The organism is Pseudomonas sp. FG1 (assembly GCF_034313875.1).
In the GTDB taxonomy this organism is placed as follows: Bacteria; Pseudomonadota; Gammaproteobacteria; order Pseudomonadales; family Pseudomonadaceae; genus Aquipseudomonas; species Aquipseudomonas veronii.
This window is the reverse complement of the sequence record NZ_JAVIWP010000001.1, coordinates 424,726-440,907: the sequence shown is the minus strand read 5'-3', so window position 1 is coordinate 440,907 and position 16,182 is coordinate 424,726. Positions and strand designations below refer to the sequence as shown.

Sequence of the window (16,182 nt, the reverse complement as noted above, 5' to 3'; positions counted from 1 at the left end):
CCTGTGACCGGTGGGTCGGCGCGGGATTGCAATGGCCGGGTGGCTGGGGGATGCTGGACGTTCTCACGCAGGGAGAATAATAAGAACATGCATCACGATCATTTCAGTCGCCATGCCCAGCAAGTCTTGACCGTGACCCGTGGGCAAGACCTTTCCCAGGGCCCCGGCAGCGACCCGTCCATCGCCCGCTCCTGGCTGCGTTGCCTGGAGGACTATCACCTCGACCCTGCGCTGAGCATCGCCCCCACCGTGCTCGAACATGGCCGTCTGCTGGAAAGCCGCGAGCGCCTGCAGCAGGTGCTGCACATCGCTGGCGGCGAGATGAACAGCCTGCATCAGCAACTTTCGGGCGCCGGTCACGCCGTGTTGCTCACCGACGCGCGCGGGGTGATCCTCAACTGCGTCACCGCGCCGTCCGAGCGCAAGATTTTCGAGCGCGCCGGATTGTGGCTCGGCGCCGACTGGAGCGAGGCCTGCGAAGGCACCAATGGCATCGGCACCTGCCTGGTGGAGCGCCAGTCGTTGACCATTCACCGCGATGAGCATTTTCGCGGGCGCCACACCGGGCTGACCTGTTCGGCGAGCCCGGTGTTCGATCCCCATGGTGAGTTGCTGGCGGTGCTGGACGTGTCGTCGGCGCGAGAAGCGGTGTCGCGTCAGAGCCAGTTCCACACCATGGCGCTGGTCAACCTGTCGGCGAAGATGATCGAGAGTTGTTACTTCCTGCGTCACTTTGAACACCACTGGCTGCTGCGTTTTCACTTGCAGGCGGAGTCCGTGGGCTTGTTCAGTGAAGGGCTGCTGGCGTTCGACGGTGAAGGGCGCATGTGCGCAGTCAACCAAAGTGCCCTGAACCTGTTGGGGCAGATGCGTGGTGGCTTGCTGGGGCAGCCTGTGGAAGTGCTTTTCGAATGCACCCTGGATCAACTGCTGGGCCGCGCCAGCGCCAATGCCACAGCGAGTTGGCCGCTGCGGACGCGGGACGGTCGACATCTGTTTGCCGCGTTGCGCGGCCAGCCGCGCAGTGTGCCGGTGCCCGTACCGTCGCAGCCGGTGGTTGCCGCCAAGCCCGAGCGTCTGCTCGGTATCTGCCTGGGCGATTCCGCGTTGCAAAGCGATTTTCGCAAGGCGTTGCGCGTGTTCGAACGTGATGTGCCGCTGCTGGTCAACGGTGAAACCGGTTCCGGCAAAGAGGCCTTCGCCAAGGCCGTACACCAGGCCAGCCAGCGTGCGGACAAGGCTTTTGTTGCGCTCAACTGCGCCGCCATCCCGGAAAGCCTGATCGAAAGCGAACTGTTCGGCTATCGCGGCGGCAGTTTCACCGGTGCCCGCAAGGAAGGCATGCGCGGCAAGCTGCAACAGGCAGATGGGGGCACGTTGTTCCTGGATGAAATCGGCGACATGCCCCTGGCTTTGCAAACCCGGCTCTTGAGGGTGCTGGAGGATCGCCTGGTGGTGCCCATCGGCGGCGAGCCCCAGTCGGTAAACGTTAGAGTCATCAGCGCCACCCACCGTGATTTGTTGCAACGTGTGCAGGCCGGCAGCTTTCGTGAAGATTTGTACTACCGACTCAATGGCCTCGAAATCGGCTTGCCGCCGTTGCGCGAGCGCAGTGATAAGCCGCAATTGCTGGATTTTCTGCTGGCCCAGGAAGCCGGGGAGCAGACGATAACGCTTGATGCCGGCGCGCGTCAGGCATTGCTGGCGTTCGCCTGGCCGGGCAATGTGCGGCAGTTGCGCACGGTGTTGCGCACCCTGGTTGCACTGTGTGACGGCGCGTTGATCGGTGTCGATGATTTGCCGCCGATGATCCGCCCGGCGTCCTTGACTACGCCTGCTGCGGATGTCCCCCCGCTGTCGCTGCTTGAGGATGCCGAGCGCCTGGCATTGTTGAAGGTCCTGACGCAGCAGCGCTGGCATATGACCCTTGTGGCTGAACGGTTGGGGGTGAGCCGCAACACGTTATATCGAAAGTTACGCAAACATGGCATTGAACTGCGTTCGGCGTTGTAATTCGTAAGTTGTTGTCGAGTGTGTGGGGGCGGTTTTTAATTGTTGGTTGTAGGGGGATTTACTGTTTTTGCTTTTGTGGGTTAATTGTTGAGAAAGTGTGTCCTGGCTGGCGCGGAAGTAAATGCATGTAATGTTGTTTCGGTGGAACTGAGATAGATATTTTTGTCACCCAGTGAATGCAAGTTTTTATTGACTGACTAAGGTGATGATTATGAATGTTACAGGTGTTCCAACTTACACTACAGCACCGTCCAGTGACGTTTCAGCTGATGTTACTCAAGCTGCCAATAATACTGGATCGACCGGTAACCCGCGCAACGCCGCTTCGGCTACTTGGCAAAATGATCGCTCCGAGCTTACTTATGATGCTGAACGTTTGAACTCGGACACGCAGGTTCGTAGCAAAAGGGGACTTGATTTCGGACGTTTTTTCCGCAGGCCGACGCATAGCACTTCCCGCGTGCCGTCTGGGACGCCCGGTCAATATACTCAGGTTAATAAGGGACCGTTTTTCTCAAACCCACCTTCCACTCATGCATCTAATAAGCCCTTTCGAGATCTGATTAATAACAACCGGTTCGGGGGCTCTACCCTTCCTTCCAGGTCTCACCCCGTTCCCAAGACGTTTGGCGAGGTGGCGCAAAACCTCGTCACTGCCGATCGCCTGGTCAAGGCTGGCGTGTTCAAGACCGGGCCAGATCTGAAAACCGTGACACGGGACGCTTTCGTGAATGCCGCAGTCAACGGCTTGGTCAGTACGCCATTGAGTATTGGTACTTACGCAGGCTCCGTATGGAGTGGCGAGCAGATCAAGGGGGCGTTCAGCGCCAATACCCCCTTACTTCCTCCCGCGCACCAGCCCGCGCCGAGTCAACAGAACGGTGTGGCGGGATCGGCGCCGAGTCCTTCATCGCCGCAAGACCTGGCGTTGCACTTGGACAATGCAGAATTAAAACTGCTCTTGGTCAGTAATACGATCCAGGCCTATACCGAAGGGAGCGAGGGTCAAGCCTTGGATAAAAGCCCCGATTGGCCAACCGAGACAACTGCCCGACTTGATATGTTGGAAAAGCAATACAACACCGTCGAGTCGAACTTGGAATTAATCTCTAAGGAAAATGATTTTATATTCAGGCCCTTTAAAAGTGATACCGCCGCCACCGAGAAAGACCCTGTGCGCCGCCTTGAAACATTGGATCGACGCAATCAGGCTGTTTTAAACCAGATCTCCCGTATCAATACGGTGTTGGAGCCGAAGGGGCCGCTATCCTCGATGCAGTTTGTCTGATGCGGGTTATGCAGGGGAGGCCGTTAATTGACACCCCATAGTGACCCCTCGTATACGCTGAGTCCGGTGCAGTCACGGCGGGTGCCGGCACCGGGCTCAACGACCGCACTGCCGGCCGAATTCAGACGATTGAGCTGGCGTGTACCGCTAAAAGAGTGCGATTTCCCCCTCCCTGCGCTAACCTGCCTCGATGTTTTACGAGGTCGACCATGCACATTCATATTCTCGGTATTTGCGGTACTTTCATGGGCTCGATGGCGGTTCTGGCCAAGGAGTTGGGCCACCATGTGACGGGTTCCGATGCCAACGTCTATCCGCCCATGAGTACGCAACTGCAAGCCCAGGGCATCGAGTTGACCCAGGGCTATGATCCATCCCAATTCGATCCGGTCCCCGACCTGGTGGTGATCGGCAACGCCATGTCTCGGGGCAACCCGGCGGTCGAATACGTACTGAACAAAGGTTTGCCCTATGTGTCCGGCCCCCAATGGCTGGCCGACCATGTGCTGCAAGGCCGTTGGGTACTCGCGGTAGCCGGCACCCATGGCAAGACCACCACCAGCAGCATGCTGGCCTGGGTGCTGGAGCACGCAGGCATGAGCCCGGGTTTCCTGATCGGCGGCGTACCGCAGAACTTCTCGGTGTCGGCGCGCCTGGGCGATACGCCGTTCTTCGTGATCGAAGCCGATGAATACGACAGCGCGTTCTTCGACAAACGCTCCAAGTTTGTCCACTACCGCCCGCGCACGGCGATCCTGAATAACCTGGAGTTCGATCACGCGGATATCTTCCCCGATCTGGCGGCCATCGAGCGGCAGTTCCACCATTTGGTACGCACCATCCCGAGTGAGGGCCTGGTGATCCACCCGACCACCGAGCCGGCCTTGCAGCGCGTCATCGACATGGGCTGCTGGACGCCGGTGCAAACCACCGGCGCGGGCGGGCAGTGGCAGGTCAGGTTGCTCAGTGAAGACGGTTCGACATTTGAAGTGCTGTTCGAAGGCGAGGCCCAGGGTGTGGTCGACTGGGACATGACCGGCCAGCACAACGTTGCCAACGCCCTGGTCACCTTGGCGGCGGCACGGCATGTTGGCGTGGTGCCTTCCATGGGCATCGCGGCCTTGAGTGCGTTCAAAAGTGTGAAACGACGCATGGAAAAAGTTGCCGATGTGAATGGGATTACCATCTACGACGACTTTGCCCACCACCCAACGGCGATTGCCACCACCCTTGATGGCCTGCGCAAGCGGGTCGGTGATGCGCCGATCATTGCGATTATCGAACCGCGCTCCAACTCCATGAAGCTCGGCGCGCACCGCGATGGTTTGCCGGAGAGCGTCAATGATGCGGACCAAGTGGTCTGGTACGCACCGGCCAACCTCGGCTGGGACCTGCCCGCCATTGCGGCGCTGTGTCACGTGCCGTCGACGGTCTGCGATTCGATCGAAGGCATCATTGAACACGTCAAGCAACAGGCCACGCCCGGCACCCACGTGGTGGTCATGAGCAACGGCGGCTTCGGCGGCCTGCACGGCAAATTGGCTGAGGCCCTGAAATGAGCGGGCCCGAGCGCGTGACGCTGGCGATGACCGGCGCATCCGGCGCGCCCTATGGCTTGCGCCTGCTCGACTGCCTGGTGCGCGAGGAGCGTGAAGTTCATTTCCTGATCTCCAAGGCCGCGCAACTGGTGATGGCCACCGAGACCGATGTCGCGCTGCCGCCCAAGGTGCAGATGATGCAGGCGTTCCTCACCGAGTACACCGGTGCGGCGGCGGGGCAGATCAAGGTCTACGGTAAAGAGGATTGGATGTCGCCGGTGGCCTCCGGCTCCGGCGCGCCGGCGGCGATGGTGGTGGTGCCGTGTTCCACCGGTACGTTGTCGGCGATTGCCACGGGCGCCTGCAACAATTTGATCGAACGGGCCGCCGATGTGACGTTGAAAGAGCGGCGCCAGCTGATTTTGGTGCCGCGTGAGGCGCCGTATTCGAGCATTCACCTGGAGCACATGCTCAAGTTGTCGAACATGGGCGTGACCATCTTGCCGGCGTCGCCTGGTTTCTATCACCAGCCGCAGACCATTGATGACCTGGTGGATTTTGTGGTGGCGCGGATTCTCAACCTGCTGAACATTCCCCAGGACATGCTCCCCCGTTGGGGTGAGCACCATTTGAGCAGCGATGAATAAGGCGCTGTTGGTGTTGCTGGCGTTGCAACTGGCGGGCTGCGCCACCGCGCGCACGCTGGATGCGGCGAAGCCCGGCGCGCCGGTGGTGTATGCCGGCACGCGGCTGGACCTGTATGCGATGAACGGCGGCTGTTGCGCGATGGACCGTTTTGGTGCCGAGGCGCCGAGCTATCCCGGCGTCGACCTGCCAGCCAGCGCGTTGCTCGATACCCTGCTGTTGCCGCTGTCGGTGTTGACGGTGTTGGGGGTAGGGTTCAACGCCACGGGAGGGCTGTGACTCCGCGCTCAGGCCCCATCTGAACCCACATGTTGAGCTGGCAGCTCGGTTGGCGGGTTTATTTACCCAGCTTGCGCAACTCATCCGATTCGACCACACGCACACCATCTTGCTCTTCCAGCGCCAGGCGCCACATGGCGCGTGCCAGTTCGCACACTTCGATGCCGTGGTACTTGCCTGGAATCAGCCGTGACAACGGCCCGGCCAATTGCTCGGCCAGGCGCGGTTCGAGGCGCTCCCCCAGCAACAGCGACGGCCGCACGATGGTCAGTTGCGGCCAACCCTGGGCTTTCAAGGCGTCTTCCATTTGCCCTTTGATCCGGTTGTAGAAGATCGAGGATTTCGGGTCGGCGCCAATCGCGCTGATGACAATCAGGTGCCGCGCGCCCATTTCCCGCGCGCGCTTGGCAAAGGCCACGACCAGGTCCAGGTCGATCGCGCGAAAGGCGTCCTCGGAGCCGGCTTGCTTGATCGTGGTACCCAGGCAGCAGAAGGCGATATCGACCTGGCCACGCAGTTGCGGCAGGACCACCGCCGGGTCGCCCACTGGGTTTTCCAGGCGTGGATGTTCGGCCAATGGCTTGCGGCTGGGCGCCAGCACACGGGTCACGGTGGGTTCGTTGAGCAGGCGATCGAGCAGGTGTTCGCCGGTCAGGCCAGAGGCTCCTGCGAGCAAAATATGCTGAGGCGTCAGGTACATGGTGTTTCCCCCTTTGTTACACGTTACAGCTTAGTTGCCTTTAGCTTCCTTGCTATTCATTGAGACGCTTTCGAGCGCCTTTCGTGCTTGCTGCTTGCGTAATAGTTGCCAATGGGCGATCACGCCTTTGGGGGCCCAGATCTGCGGTTCGGAGGCTTCGAAGTTGTCCGCCTGTTCGCGTTCGGTCACGTGCAGTTGCGCCAGCTTGAAGGCTTGCTGCAAGTCGTCGGTCTGGTTGAAGGCTTGGGCGAAAAGGGCATCGCCGAAGTAGGTGAAGTCGGCTTCCTCGGAGCAGCCAAACGACACCCGGTCGGCGCGGGAAGCGGTCATGATCAAGGTGTGCTCGTCTTTCAGCGCGGGAATGAAACCGCCGGAGTAGCACGCGGAAATCACCACGACCTTGTCGCGGTTCTTCAACGGCGTGAGCACTGCGGCGAGCTCATCGGCCGGCAGGTCGGCCAGCTCCATGCGCGGCTGGTCGAGCACCAGTTCGCTTTCGTGGGTGCCGTGGCTGGTCAGGTAGATAAACACCAGGTCCTCCGGCCCACTGCGTTCGGCCAGGGTCTGCACCGCACGGCGCAGGCTTTCGCGGGTAGCCAGCGGGCGGTCGGCGATATGGTCGCGGTGGTTGACCAGGCGAATCTGCCCGCGCGCACCGAAGCGGCTGGCGAGCATGTTGCTGACGTAATCGGCTTCGCGCAGGAACACGCTCTGTTTGCCGTCGCCGGCGAGTACCAGGGTGTACAGTTCCACGGCGGGGGTCGAGGGCGGCACGGCGGCGAGGGCAGCATCGAGCAGGCGGCCCTGGGCCAGCACGCCGATTTCCAACGGGTCGGGCAACAGCTTGCCGTCGGCGTCGCGCACGCGCATGCCGTTGACCCAGGTGCCGGCTTGCACGGTGCCGTCGGCGAGCACCAGGGTGCCGTGGCCCTGGTAGTTGTCGCTGTCGAAACCGCCGATATAGAAGCTGCCGTCGGTGAGGTTCAGGCGGCCTTCGCCGCTGAAGCGCCAATCGCTGAACTGGCCAATGTAGTGGCTGCCATCGACGCCGATCAACTCGCCCTTGCCGCTGAGGGCGCCTTCCTTGAACTGGCCGATCCACACGTCGCCGTCGGCGTTTTCGTAGCGACCCTTGCCGTTCAATTGGTTCTGTTTGAACTGGCCGACATAGATGTCGCCGTCAGCGCTGTTGAAGGTGCCGTTGCCTTCCAGCTGGCCATCGACGAAGTGGCCGCTGAACTGGTTGCCGCTGTCGTCGTTGCGCTGGCCTTCGCCGTTGGGCTTGCCGTGGGCGAACTGGCCCTGGTATTGGCTGCCGTCGGCCAGCTCCAGGCGCCCGAGGCCGGAATACTGGTCGTCCTTGAATTCGCCGCGATAGGTCATTTGCCCCTCTTTGAGGGTGCCTTCGCCGTTGCGCCGGCCTTGCTTGAAGCCACCGACATAGTGGCTGCCCGCAGTGGTCAGGCTGCCCTGGCCGTCAAACAGGCCTTGCTGGAACTGGCCTTTATAGACTTCGCCGTTGCTGCCATGCCATTCGCCCTGGCCGTGCCACTGGCCTTTGTCGAACTGGCCGGCGTACCAACTGCCGTTGGGGTAATCCACGCGGCCCTGGCCTTGCAGCAAGCCATTGACCACATCACCCCGGTAACGGCCGCCGTCGGGCAGGCGCGCATCGGGCGGCAACAGCGATTCGCCGTCTCCGCAAGCGGTGAGCAACAGGACAAGGGCAAGGGGAGCGAGTGGGCGCATAGCGGGATCCGGATAATTAAGCGCCGAGTATGCCGCAGCGAAGGAGCCATACCTAGTGGTCTGTTGGGGAATGATGACCTGTAGGAGCCGGCTTGCCGGCGAAGGTGGTCAACGAAAACGCGGGCATTCAGGGGGAATGTGGCGTCTGGGGGCTTTTCGCTGGCAAGCCAGCTCCTACAGGGAGGAAGGAGGCGGTTACACGAAGCAGAGCGACAGCGACTCGGCAATGTAAGCGGGTTTCTCCTGGCCTTCGATTTCCAGGGTGGCGGTGGCCTTGAACAGCCATTGGCCGGGTTTTTTCTCGGTGACGTCGGTGAGGGTCACGTTCAGGCGGACCTTGGAATTGACCTTCACCGGCTGGATAAAGCGCACGCTGTCCAAGCCGTAGTTGACCGCCATTTTCAGGCCTTCGGGCATGATCAGGATGTCTTCCATCAACTTGGGCATCAGCGACAGCGACAGGAAACCGTGGGCGATGGTGCTGCCGAACGGGGTTTGCGCGGCCTTGACCGGGTCGACGTGGATGAACTGATGGTCGCCAGTGGCTTCTGCGAACAGGTTGATGCGGGCCTGGTCGATGGTGAGCCAGTCGGAACGTCCCAGTTCCTTGCCGACATAATCTTTGAGCTGCGCTACGGGTACATAGGGCATTGCGTCTCTCCTTGGTTCATCGGTTTTTATTGATGTGCGAGAACCATGTTAGATCATCATGGGCAACCCGCCCGGTCAACCCACCATGCATATGACGAATGCCGGAGCATAGCGCGGGCATGCTTATAATGCGGGTCGGTCTTGAGGGGGGAAGGACGGATGCTATTACGCGGTCTGACATGGCTGGTGCTGTTTCAATTGATCGGCACGGCGATCAACCATTTGCTGCTGCCGGTGTTGCCGGGGCCGATCATCGGTCTGCTGCTGATGCTGGGTTACCTGGTGTGGCGCGGCGAAGTCGGCGAGCCGCTGAGCCTGGCGGCCAGCAGCCTGCTGCGTTACTTGCCCTTGCTGCTGGTGCCGCCGGCGGTCGGGGTGATGGTGTATGCCAAGGACATCGCCGCAGACTTCTGGGCCATCGTCGGTGCCTTGGTGTTGTCGCTGGTGATCGCCATGGGGTTCGTTGGCGTGCTGATGCAAAAACTGGTCAAGCGCCAGGCGCAGCAGGAGGAGCAATCATGACCTTCGACTGGCAAGGCGCATGGGCGGCGGTGATTCATCATCCGCTGTTCGGCATCGGCATCACCCTCGGCGCCTATCAACTGGTGCTCGCGGGCTTCGAGAAAACCCGCTGGATCTTCCTGCAGCCGGTGCTGGTGTCCATGTTGCTGGTGATCGGCGTGCTGCTCACCTGTGGCCTGAGCTACGCCGAGTACCGCAAGAGCACCGAGATCATGAGCATCCTGCTGGGGCCGGCGACTGTGGCCCTGGCGGTGCCGCTCTATCTGAACCTGCGCCGGATTCGTCAATTGTTCTGGCCGATTTTTACTACGCTGGTGATAGGTGGTGTGTTGGCCACCGGCCTGTGTGTGTTGCTGGGCTGGTGGTTCGGTGCCGAACACAGGATGTTGATGACCATGGCACCCAAGTCGGTGACCTCGCCGATTGCCATGCTGGTGGCCGAGCAGATCGGCGGCGTGGCCGCGTTGGCCGCGGTGTTCGTGCTGATCACCGGCGTGATCGGGGCGATGATCGGCCCGGCGTACTTGTCGCGCCTGGGCGTCCACAGCCCCGAGGCGCGCGGTATGGCGCTGGGCATGACCGCTCACGCCGTCGGCACGTCGGTGGCCCTGCAGGAAAGCGAAGAGTGCGGCGCCTTTGCGGCGCTGGCCATGAGTCTGATGGGCGTGGCGACGGCGGTGTTCCTGCCGCTGGCCGTGTCGGTGATTGTTTGAACCAGGGTTAAGGAAACCTTTATGAGTCTGGCGCTGTTCCCGCTCAACACTGTGCTGTTCCCTGGCTGCACCCTCGACCTACAGTTGTTCGAGGCGCGCTACCTGGACATGATCAGCCGCTGCATGAAAAAGGGCGAAAGTTTCGGCGTGGTGTGCATCTTCGACGGCAAAGAGGTGGGCGCGGCCCCGGATGGCTACGCGCTGATCGGCTGTGAAGCGCTGATTCGCGACTTCAAGCAGCAGGATAACGGCCTGCTGGGCATTCGCGTCGAGGGCGGGAGGCGCTTCCGTGTCCGCGACGCCGAGGTGCAGAAGGACCAGTTGCTGGTGGCCGAGGTGCAATGGCTGGAAGAGCGGCCGGACCACGCGCTGGAAGAGGCGGACGCCGACCTGCAGGCCTTGCTCCAGGCCCTGGCCGAACACCCGATGGTGGCCTCGCTGGACATGGGCGCCGATGCCGACGGCCAGCAGGCCCTGGGCAATCAATTGGCGTATTTGCTGCCGTTCACCGAGGCCGACAAGATCGACCTGCTGCAGCTCGACGATCCACAACAACGGCTGGATGCGATCCAGAGGCTGCTGGATGAACTGCAAGGTGAGCTGTTCACCTGATTTTCAGAATTGTCTGGTGCTGCTTTCAGACGTTTCTGCGTTGCTCCCATCGCACGGGCTGAAATAGTTTCCGATCACACAACCACTGATCAGGGGATGAACATGATTCGGCTAGCGCAATCGGAGCAGGCGGCCTGGGACGCTTTTTTTGTCAGCATTACCTCACAACTGCTCGCGCAGGATGCACAGCGCGGCCCGGAATACATCGCCGAGCGTGCTGCAGAAATTGCCGATGAAATGCTGCTGGAGCGGCGCGAACGTTGCGTTGAGCGCCGAACCGCGCCAATCGATTGGATCGGCCCGGCCAAGGGTCAGTAGGCATACTTGAACAGGGCCTGCGAGGTGTCGCTGAGGGCGATGAAACCGAGCACCGCCACCAGGGCAGGCAATACCAGCCACCAGGCTTTCTGCGACATCGGCGGCAGCGGGCTGCGGTATTGGATTGCGCCCAGGCTCAATGTACACACGCTCATCGCCAGCAACATTCCGGCGAGGATGTCGGTGGGCCAGTGGACGCCCAAGTAAACCCGCGACAACGCGATGAATGCCGCGGGGATGCAGCCCAGCAGCAGCCAGGTCAGGCGCAGGCGCGTGGGCTGCCCGCGCCCGGCCAATACGGCTAACGCCAGGAAAAACGCGAATGCGCCGGAGGAGTGGCCGCTGGGCATGCTGAAGCTGCTCAGTGGGTCGGTGAGGATTTCCGGGCGACCGCGGGCGAAGAACAGCTTGGTGGCGGTATTGATCACTGCGGCCATGCCCAGCGTGATGCCGACAAACAGCGCGTGGCGCCATTGGCGTGCGAGTAACAACAGGCCGGTGAACAGGGCGCTGGCGACAAACATATTCTTGAACTCGCCCAGTTGGGTGAGCCTCACCATGGTCTCGTCCAGCCAGGCGCTGCGATGCTCCTGCACCAGGGCGCTCAGCCCCTGGTCGAAGTCGTTGAGGTGCGGGTAGCCGATAAACAGGGCGATCAACAGGGTCAGGCTGGCGCAACCTATCCATCCTGTGGCGCGGCGATGGCCGCGCAGGCTGCTGTTCAAGCTCAGCCCCAGCAACACCGCCAGGCATGCCGCGACAATTCCCGCCTCGGGCCAGAACCCCGCCGGCAATGGCAGGCGGAAAGCCGCGCCGGTCGCCCAGCCCGGCAGCAGGTACGCGACTGTCCAACCGGCCGCCGCGAGAATGCTGACCAGGGCAAAGCGTGGGAACGGCATGTCGCACATGCCGGCCACCATCGGCAGCATGGGGCGCAACGGGCCGATGAAACGTCCGACCAGCAGGCTGGCGATGCCGTACTTGTGGAAGTAGGTCTCGGCGCCGTTCATCCATTCAGGGTGATGCCGCAGGCCAGGCAGGCGCCGGATGTTCTGGTGGAAATGGCGTCCCAGGAAGTAGGACACCCCATCGCCCACCAGGCCGCCGAGAAAACCCAGCAGCAGGGTTTCACTCAACGACAGCGCACCGTTGCCGGCCAGCACGGCAATGGCGAACAGCAGCACGGTGCCGGGCACGATCAAACCGGCAATGGCCAGGCATTCCACGCACGCCACGATAAACACCGCCGCCGCCAGCCATTGGGGGTTCAGGGTCAGCCAGCCGGTGATGCTATCGAGCCATTGGCCCATATTTCTTCACTCCCTCGTCACCGTTTCAAATCAAAAAATAGTCGCGGCCTTCGACCTGGCCCCGGCGCAGCGGGTTCCGCGTGCAATAAGGCGCATAGCCTGCATCGACGAAGCGGTACATCAAGTGTTCGTCCCGGCCGCCGGGAATGCCCAGGCGGGTGGTCTGGATAATGTGCGTCGGCACCTGGCCGACGTCTTCTACATAGAGCCGCTCCTGGTCGAAGCGCTTGGCATCCCACATCGGCACTTTCAGGCCCAGCGCCTTGCACAATAAGGTCTGGCCGGCGCAGAGCTTCTGCGAGGCGCGCGGCCTGCCATTGGCGTCCGGGTTGTTCAGCAGCATCTGCGCCAAACTGGCCGGGCCGGAGGTCTCATCGACCCAGGGATAGGCGGATTTGATCAATACTGCATTGCCCGGGCCCTGGGCGCTGAAGTTCAGCGAATCGCCGCCACGGGCGTAGTACATATAGATATGACCGCCATCCAGAAACAAAGCCTTACGCTTTTCTGTGTAGCCCAGTGAGGCATGGCTGCCTTTTTCGGCCACGTAATACGCTTCGGTTTCAATAATCCGCGCCGAAAGCCAGAGATCGCCGACCCGATGACGGATGATTTTGCCGAGCAATTCCCGCGCAAGCAGTTGTGCATCGCGGTCGAAGAAGCGGTCGGGCAGGGCGCTGGCAGGGAGTTGGGGGGTGAAACTCGACATGGCCTTCAGGGTTAATACGGCTAAATGTGACGGAATAATAACAACTCCTACCTTAATTACGGCTGAACCCCAGGTTTTTACAGTTCATTTCGACCATCCGCCCCTCACCGCTGTCAGTCGGGCGGCGTCACAGCTATAATCTGCCGCTTTCCTCTTTGCCAAGACTCCCTGACCATGACTGAGTCCGTTCTTGACTACATGACCCGCCTGGGTCGCGCTGCCCGTCAGGCCTCGCGGTTGATCGCCCGTGCGAGCACCGCGCAGAAAAACCGTGCCTTGCTGGCCGCCGCCGATGCTCTGGATGCTTCGCGCTCCGAGTTGACCGCCGCCAACGAACTGGACCTGGCCAACGGCCGCGCCAATGGCCTGGAACCGGCGTTGCTCGACCGCCTGGCGCTGACCCCGGCGCGTATCGACGACATGATCGAAGGCCTGCGTCAGGTGGCCAAGCTGCCTGACCCCATCGGTGAAATCCGCGATATGCGTTACCTGCCGTCCGGCATCCAGGTCGGCAAGATGCGCGTGCCCCTGGGCGTGATCGGCATCATCTATGAGTCGCGCCCGAACGTGACCATCGACGCTGCGAGCCTGTGCCTCAAGTCTGGCAACGCCACCATCCTGCGCGGTGGTTCCGAGGCGATCCATTCCAACCGTGCGATTGCCGCCTGCATCCAGCAGGGCCTGGCCGTGGCCGAATTGCCGGCCGAAGTGGTGCAAGTGGTGGAAACCACCGACCGCGCCGCCGTCGGCGCGCTGATCACCATGCCGGAATTCGTCGACGTGATCGTGCCGCGCGGTGGCAAGAGCCTGATCGAACGCGTCAGCCGTGATGCCAAGGTGCCAGTGATCAAGCACCTGGACGGCGTCTGCCACGTTTACATCGACATCGCCGCCGACATCGACAAGGCGATCCGCATCGCCGACAACGCCAAGACCCACCGTTACGCGCCGTGCAACACCATGGAAACCCTGCTGGTGCACGCCGGCATTGCCGATCGCGTGCTGCCGCCGCTGGCTGCCATCTACCGCGACAAGGGTGTGGAACTGCGCGGTTGCGAGCGCACCTGTGCGCTGCTCGGCGCGGACGTGATCGAAGCCACCGAGCAAGACTGGTACACCGAGTACACGGCGCCGATCCTGTCGATCCGCATCGTCGACGACCTGGATCAGGCCATCGAGCACATCAACAAATACGGCTCCAAGCACACCGATGCCATTGTTACCGAGCATTTCAGCGATGCCCGGCGTTTCCTCACCGAAGTGGACTCCGCTTCGGTGATGGTCAACGCCTCGACGCGTTTTGCCGACGGCTTCGAGTATGGCCTGGGCGCGGAGATCGGTATCTCCACCGACAAGCTCCACGCACGCGGCCCGGTTGGCCTGGAAGGCCTGACCAGCGAGAAGTACGTAGTGTTCGGCGACGGGCATGTGCGCGCTTGATGGGTAAACGCATCGGGTTGCTCGGCGGCACCTTTGACCCCGTGCATATCGGCCATTTGCGCAGTGCCCTGGAAGTCGCGGATGCCCTCGCGCTGGATGAATTGCGCCTGACCCCCAATGCCCGGCCGCCGCACCGCGATACGCCGCAGGTGTCAGCGCAGCAGCGCCTGGAAATGGTGCGCCTTGCCGTAGCCGGCATACCGCCGCTGGTGGTGGACGACCGCGAGCTCAAGCGCGATAAACCGTCCTACACTGTCGACACCCTGGAACTGATGCGTGCCGAGTTGGCCGCGGACGACCAGTTGTTTCTGCTTTTGGGCTGGGACGCATTTTGCGGCCTGCCCTCTTGGCATCGCTGGGAGGAACTCCTCCAGCATTGCCACATCCTGGTTTTGCAACGCCCGGATGCCGACAGCGAACCGCCGGATGCCTTGCGCAACCTGCTGGCCGCGCGGTCGGTAAGTGACCCCTTGGCCCTGACCGGGCCGAACGGGAATATTGCATTCGTCTGGCAGACCCCGCTTGCGGTGTCCGCCACCCAGATCCGTCAACTGCTGGCCAGCGGGAAGTCGGTACGTTTCCTGGTGCCTGACGCGGTCCTGGCCTACATCGATGCGCACGGGCTTTACCGTGCGTCGAACTGAAAAGGCGCGCTTGAACGCACGAACAGTCGTGCAGCGAGCGCCCGAACATACGAGCAAAACGAGTTTTATATGACGAACAAAGACGTAAGCAAAGTTAAGCGCAAAGGCACCTTCAAAAGCGCGCCACTGCCGGTTGAAGCCCACGTTGGCCCGGAACTGGCTGGCGAAGAGCTGGTGAAAGTCGCCGTGGCGGCCCTGGAAGACGTCAAGGCCCAGGACATCCAGGTGCTGGACGTGCGCGACAAGCAGAGCATCACCGACTTCATGATCATCGCCACCGGTACCTCCAACCGCCAGATCGGCGCGATGCTCGACAAAGTGCGCGAAGCCGTCAAAGCCCAGGGCGTTAAGCCGCTGGGTGAAGAAGGCAAGGGCGACAGCGACTGGGTGCTGCTGGACATGGACGACGTGATCGTTCACATGATGACCTCCAACGCCCGTCAGTTCTACGACCTGGAGCGTCTGTGGAAAGGCGCCGAACAGAGCCGTGCCGCTGATGGCAAGCACCACAGCCCGGAAGTGGGCCACGCGCACTTCGACAAGCTCAACAAAGACCAGGAATAAGGAACGGCTGTGCGCCTGCGTCTGATCGCTGTCGGTTCACGCATGCCCAAGTGGGTGGAAGAAGGCTGGCATGAATATGCCAAGCGTCTGCCCGCCGAGCTGTCGCTTGAGCTGGTGGAAATTCCGCTCAATACCCGGGGCAAGAACGCCGACGTGGCGCGCTTTATCCGTCAGGAAGGCGAAGCCATGCTGGCCAAGGTCGGTCCCAACGAGCGCATCGTCACCCTCGAAGTCCACGGCAAGCCCTGGAGCACCGAGCAATTGGCGGTGGAACTGGATCGCTGGCGCCTGGACTCGCGCACCGTCAACTTCATGGTCGGCGGCCCCGAGGGGCTGGCGCCGGAAGTCTGCGCGCGGGCGGACCAACGCTGGTCGCTGTCGGCGCTGACGTTGCCGCACCCGTTGGTAAGGATTCTGATCGGTGAACAGCTGTATCGCGCCTGGACAGTTCTGTCCGGGCACCCTTACCACAAATAGTCTGCGCCCC

Annotated in this window: 18 protein-coding genes; 13 read left to right on the top strand and 5 right to left on the bottom strand. The window is 61.7% G+C overall.

The genetic code is table 11. The features are described from left to right. The first annotated feature begins 87 nt into the window (after positions 1-87). From RGV59_RS02000 to RGV59_RS01980, 5 genes are all read left to right on the top strand, one after another. Positions 88-2,013 carry a sigma-54-dependent Fis family transcriptional regulator gene (locus RGV59_RS02000; protein ID WP_126586259.1) on the top strand — a complete coding sequence of 642 codons (1,926 nt, stop codon included), beginning with the start codon at positions 88-90 and terminating at the stop codon, positions 2,011-2,013. A 211-nt stretch (positions 2,014-2,224) separates the two neighbouring features. Beyond that, positions 2,225-3,301, top strand: coding sequence for a hypothetical protein (locus RGV59_RS01995; RefSeq protein WP_126586257.1), 1,077 nt, complete (start codon positions 2,225-2,227; stop codon positions 3,299-3,301). Positions 3,302-3,510: 209 nt separating this feature from the next. Then, positions 3,511-4,860 carry a UDP-N-acetylmuramate:L-alanyl-gamma-D-glutamyl-meso-diaminopimelate ligase gene (gene mpl / locus RGV59_RS01990; RefSeq protein ID WP_017848358.1) on the top strand — a complete coding sequence of 450 codons (1,350 nt, stop codon included), beginning with the start codon at positions 3,511-3,513 and terminating at the stop codon, positions 4,858-4,860. Then, positions 4,857-5,486 carry a flavin prenyltransferase UbiX gene (ubiX, locus tag RGV59_RS01985; protein WP_010206807.1) on the top strand — a complete coding sequence of 210 codons (630 nt, stop codon included), beginning with the start codon at positions 4,857-4,859 and terminating at the stop codon, positions 5,484-5,486. Before mpl ends, ubiX begins: the two co-directional genes overlap by 4 nt. Then, complete coding sequence (locus tag RGV59_RS01980; RefSeq protein WP_017848357.1) at positions 5,479-5,763, top strand: YceK/YidQ family lipoprotein; 285 nt, start codon at positions 5,479-5,481, stop codon at positions 5,761-5,763. The genes ubiX and RGV59_RS01980 overlap by 8 nt, the downstream gene beginning before the upstream one ends. A 58-nt stretch (positions 5,764-5,821) precedes the next feature. On the opposite strand, the gene RGV59_RS01975 is transcribed toward RGV59_RS01980, so the two are convergent. The 3 genes from RGV59_RS01975 to RGV59_RS01965 all read right to left on the bottom strand — a co-directional run bounded on the left by RGV59_RS01975 (position 5,822) and on the right by RGV59_RS01965 (position 8,863). After that, positions 5,822-6,463: an oxidoreductase gene (locus RGV59_RS01975; protein ID WP_017848356.1), complete on the bottom strand. Its 642-nt coding sequence runs from the start codon at positions 6,461-6,463 to the stop codon at positions 5,822-5,824. Positions 6,464-6,493: 30 nt separating this feature from the next. Beyond that, complete coding sequence (locus RGV59_RS01970) at positions 6,494-8,212, bottom strand: C13 family peptidase (protein WP_126586255.1); 1,719 nt, start codon at positions 8,210-8,212, stop codon at positions 6,494-6,496. A 195-nt stretch (positions 8,213-8,407) separates the two neighbouring features. Continuing rightward, entirely contained in the window at positions 8,408-8,863 is a 456-nt protein-coding gene (locus RGV59_RS01965) for a MaoC family dehydratase (RefSeq protein ID WP_017848354.1), read from the bottom strand. A gap of 159 nt (positions 8,864-9,022) precedes the next feature. Here RGV59_RS01965 and RGV59_RS01960 point away from each other — a divergent pair, with 159 nt between their 5' ends. The 4 genes from RGV59_RS01960 (at position 9,023) to RGV59_RS01945 (ending at position 11,028) form a co-directional block, all read left to right on the top strand. Next, positions 9,023-9,385, top strand: coding sequence for a CidA/LrgA family protein (locus RGV59_RS01960; protein ID WP_017848353.1), 363 nt, complete (start codon positions 9,023-9,025; stop codon positions 9,383-9,385). Then, positions 9,382-10,098: an LrgB family protein gene (locus tag RGV59_RS01955; RefSeq protein ID WP_017848352.1), complete on the top strand. Its 717-nt coding sequence runs from the start codon at positions 9,382-9,384 to the stop codon at positions 10,096-10,098. The genes RGV59_RS01960 and RGV59_RS01955 overlap by 4 nt, the downstream gene beginning before the upstream one ends. A 21-nt stretch (positions 10,099-10,119) precedes the next feature. Beyond that, positions 10,120-10,710 carry an LON peptidase substrate-binding domain-containing protein gene (locus RGV59_RS01950; RefSeq protein ID WP_017848351.1) on the top strand — a complete coding sequence of 197 codons (591 nt, stop codon included), beginning with the start codon at positions 10,120-10,122 and terminating at the stop codon, positions 10,708-10,710. 102 nt (positions 10,711-10,812) lie between these two features. After that, entirely contained in the window at positions 10,813-11,028 is a 216-nt protein-coding gene (locus RGV59_RS01945; RefSeq protein WP_026140195.1) for a hypothetical protein, read from the top strand. Here RGV59_RS01945 and RGV59_RS01940 read toward each other — a convergent pair. After that, entirely contained in the window at positions 11,022-12,338 is a 1,317-nt protein-coding gene (locus RGV59_RS01940) for a bifunctional DedA family/phosphatase PAP2 family protein (RefSeq protein ID WP_126586253.1), read from the bottom strand. The two genes, RGV59_RS01945 and RGV59_RS01940, sit on opposite strands and share 7 nt — an antisense overlap. A 25-nt stretch (positions 12,339-12,363) precedes the next feature. After that, the gene (locus tag RGV59_RS01935; protein ID WP_046381925.1) at positions 12,364-13,047 is read right to left on the bottom strand and encodes a DNA-3-methyladenine glycosylase; all 684 of its coding nucleotides are present in this window, start codon (positions 13,045-13,047) and stop codon (positions 12,364-12,366) included. A 174-nt stretch (positions 13,048-13,221) separates the two neighbouring features. On the opposite strand from RGV59_RS01935, the gene RGV59_RS01930 reads away from it, so the two are divergent. The 4 genes from RGV59_RS01930 (at position 13,222) to rlmH (ending at position 16,172) form a co-directional block, all read left to right on the top strand. Next, positions 13,222-14,487, top strand: a complete 1,266-nt coding sequence (locus RGV59_RS01930; RefSeq protein ID WP_126586251.1) for a glutamate-5-semialdehyde dehydrogenase — start codon at positions 13,222-13,224, stop codon at positions 14,485-14,487. Further along, positions 14,487-15,131: a nicotinate-nucleotide adenylyltransferase gene (gene nadD, locus RGV59_RS01925; RefSeq protein WP_017848346.1), complete on the top strand. Its 645-nt coding sequence runs from the start codon at positions 14,487-14,489 to the stop codon at positions 15,129-15,131. Before RGV59_RS01930 ends, nadD begins: the two co-directional genes overlap by 1 nt. Positions 15,132-15,200: 69 nt before the next feature. Further along, positions 15,201-15,695, top strand: coding sequence for a ribosome silencing factor (rsfS, locus tag RGV59_RS01920; protein ID WP_003176298.1), 495 nt, complete (start codon positions 15,201-15,203; stop codon positions 15,693-15,695). Between the two features lie 9 nt (positions 15,696-15,704). Continuing rightward, positions 15,705-16,172 carry a 23S rRNA (pseudouridine(1915)-N(3))-methyltransferase RlmH gene (gene rlmH, locus RGV59_RS01915; RefSeq protein WP_003176297.1) on the top strand — a complete coding sequence of 156 codons (468 nt, stop codon included), beginning with the start codon at positions 15,705-15,707 and terminating at the stop codon, positions 16,170-16,172. Positions 16,173-16,182 lie beyond the last annotated feature (10 nt).

What these genes read in the sequence shown, in the direction of transcription:
- RGV59_RS01960 (WP_017848353.1), top strand. Translation starts at nt 9,023, where the DNA reads ATGCTATTACGCGGTCTGACATGGCTGGTGCTGTTTCAATTGATCGGC.
- ubiX (WP_010206807.1), top strand. Translation starts at nt 4,857, where the DNA reads ATGAGCGGGCCCGAGCGCGTGACGCTGGCGATGACCGGCGCATCCGGC.
- nadD (WP_017848346.1), top strand. Translation starts at nt 14,487, where the DNA reads ATGGGTAAACGCATCGGGTTGCTCGGCGGCACCTTTGACCCCGTGCAT.
- RGV59_RS01930 (WP_126586251.1), top strand. Translation starts at nt 13,222, where the DNA reads ATGACTGAGTCCGTTCTTGACTACATGACCCGCCTGGGTCGCGCTGCC.
- RGV59_RS01935 (WP_046381925.1), bottom strand. Translation starts at nt 13,047, where the DNA reads ATGTCGAGTTTCACCCCCCAACTCCCTGCCAGCGCCCTGCCCGACCGC.
- RGV59_RS01965 (WP_017848354.1), bottom strand. Translation starts at nt 8,863, where the DNA reads ATGCCCTATGTACCCGTAGCGCAGCTCAAAGATTATGTCGGCAAGGAA.
- RGV59_RS02000 (WP_126586259.1), top strand. Translation starts at nt 88, where the DNA reads ATGCATCACGATCATTTCAGTCGCCATGCCCAGCAAGTCTTGACCGTG.
- RGV59_RS01940 (WP_126586253.1), bottom strand. Translation starts at nt 12,338, where the DNA reads ATGGGCCAATGGCTCGATAGCATCACCGGCTGGCTGACCCTGAACCCC.
- RGV59_RS01950 (WP_017848351.1), top strand. Translation starts at nt 10,120, where the DNA reads ATGAGTCTGGCGCTGTTCCCGCTCAACACTGTGCTGTTCCCTGGCTGC.
- RGV59_RS01995 (WP_126586257.1), top strand. Translation starts at nt 2,225, where the DNA reads ATGAATGTTACAGGTGTTCCAACTTACACTACAGCACCGTCCAGTGAC.
- RGV59_RS01975 (WP_017848356.1), bottom strand. Translation starts at nt 6,463, where the DNA reads ATGTACCTGACGCCTCAGCATATTTTGCTCGCAGGAGCCTCTGGCCTG.
- RGV59_RS01980 (WP_017848357.1), top strand. Translation starts at nt 5,479, where the DNA reads ATGAATAAGGCGCTGTTGGTGTTGCTGGCGTTGCAACTGGCGGGCTGC.
- RGV59_RS01955 (WP_017848352.1), top strand. Translation starts at nt 9,382, where the DNA reads ATGACCTTCGACTGGCAAGGCGCATGGGCGGCGGTGATTCATCATCCG.
- RGV59_RS01970 (WP_126586255.1), bottom strand. Translation starts at nt 8,212, where the DNA reads ATGCGCCCACTCGCTCCCCTTGCCCTTGTCCTGTTGCTCACCGCTTGC.
- RGV59_RS01945 (WP_026140195.1), top strand. Translation starts at nt 10,813, where the DNA reads ATGATTCGGCTAGCGCAATCGGAGCAGGCGGCCTGGGACGCTTTTTTT.
- mpl (WP_017848358.1), top strand. Translation starts at nt 3,511, where the DNA reads ATGCACATTCATATTCTCGGTATTTGCGGTACTTTCATGGGCTCGATG.
- rsfS (WP_003176298.1), top strand. Translation starts at nt 15,201, where the DNA reads ATGACGAACAAAGACGTAAGCAAAGTTAAGCGCAAAGGCACCTTCAAA.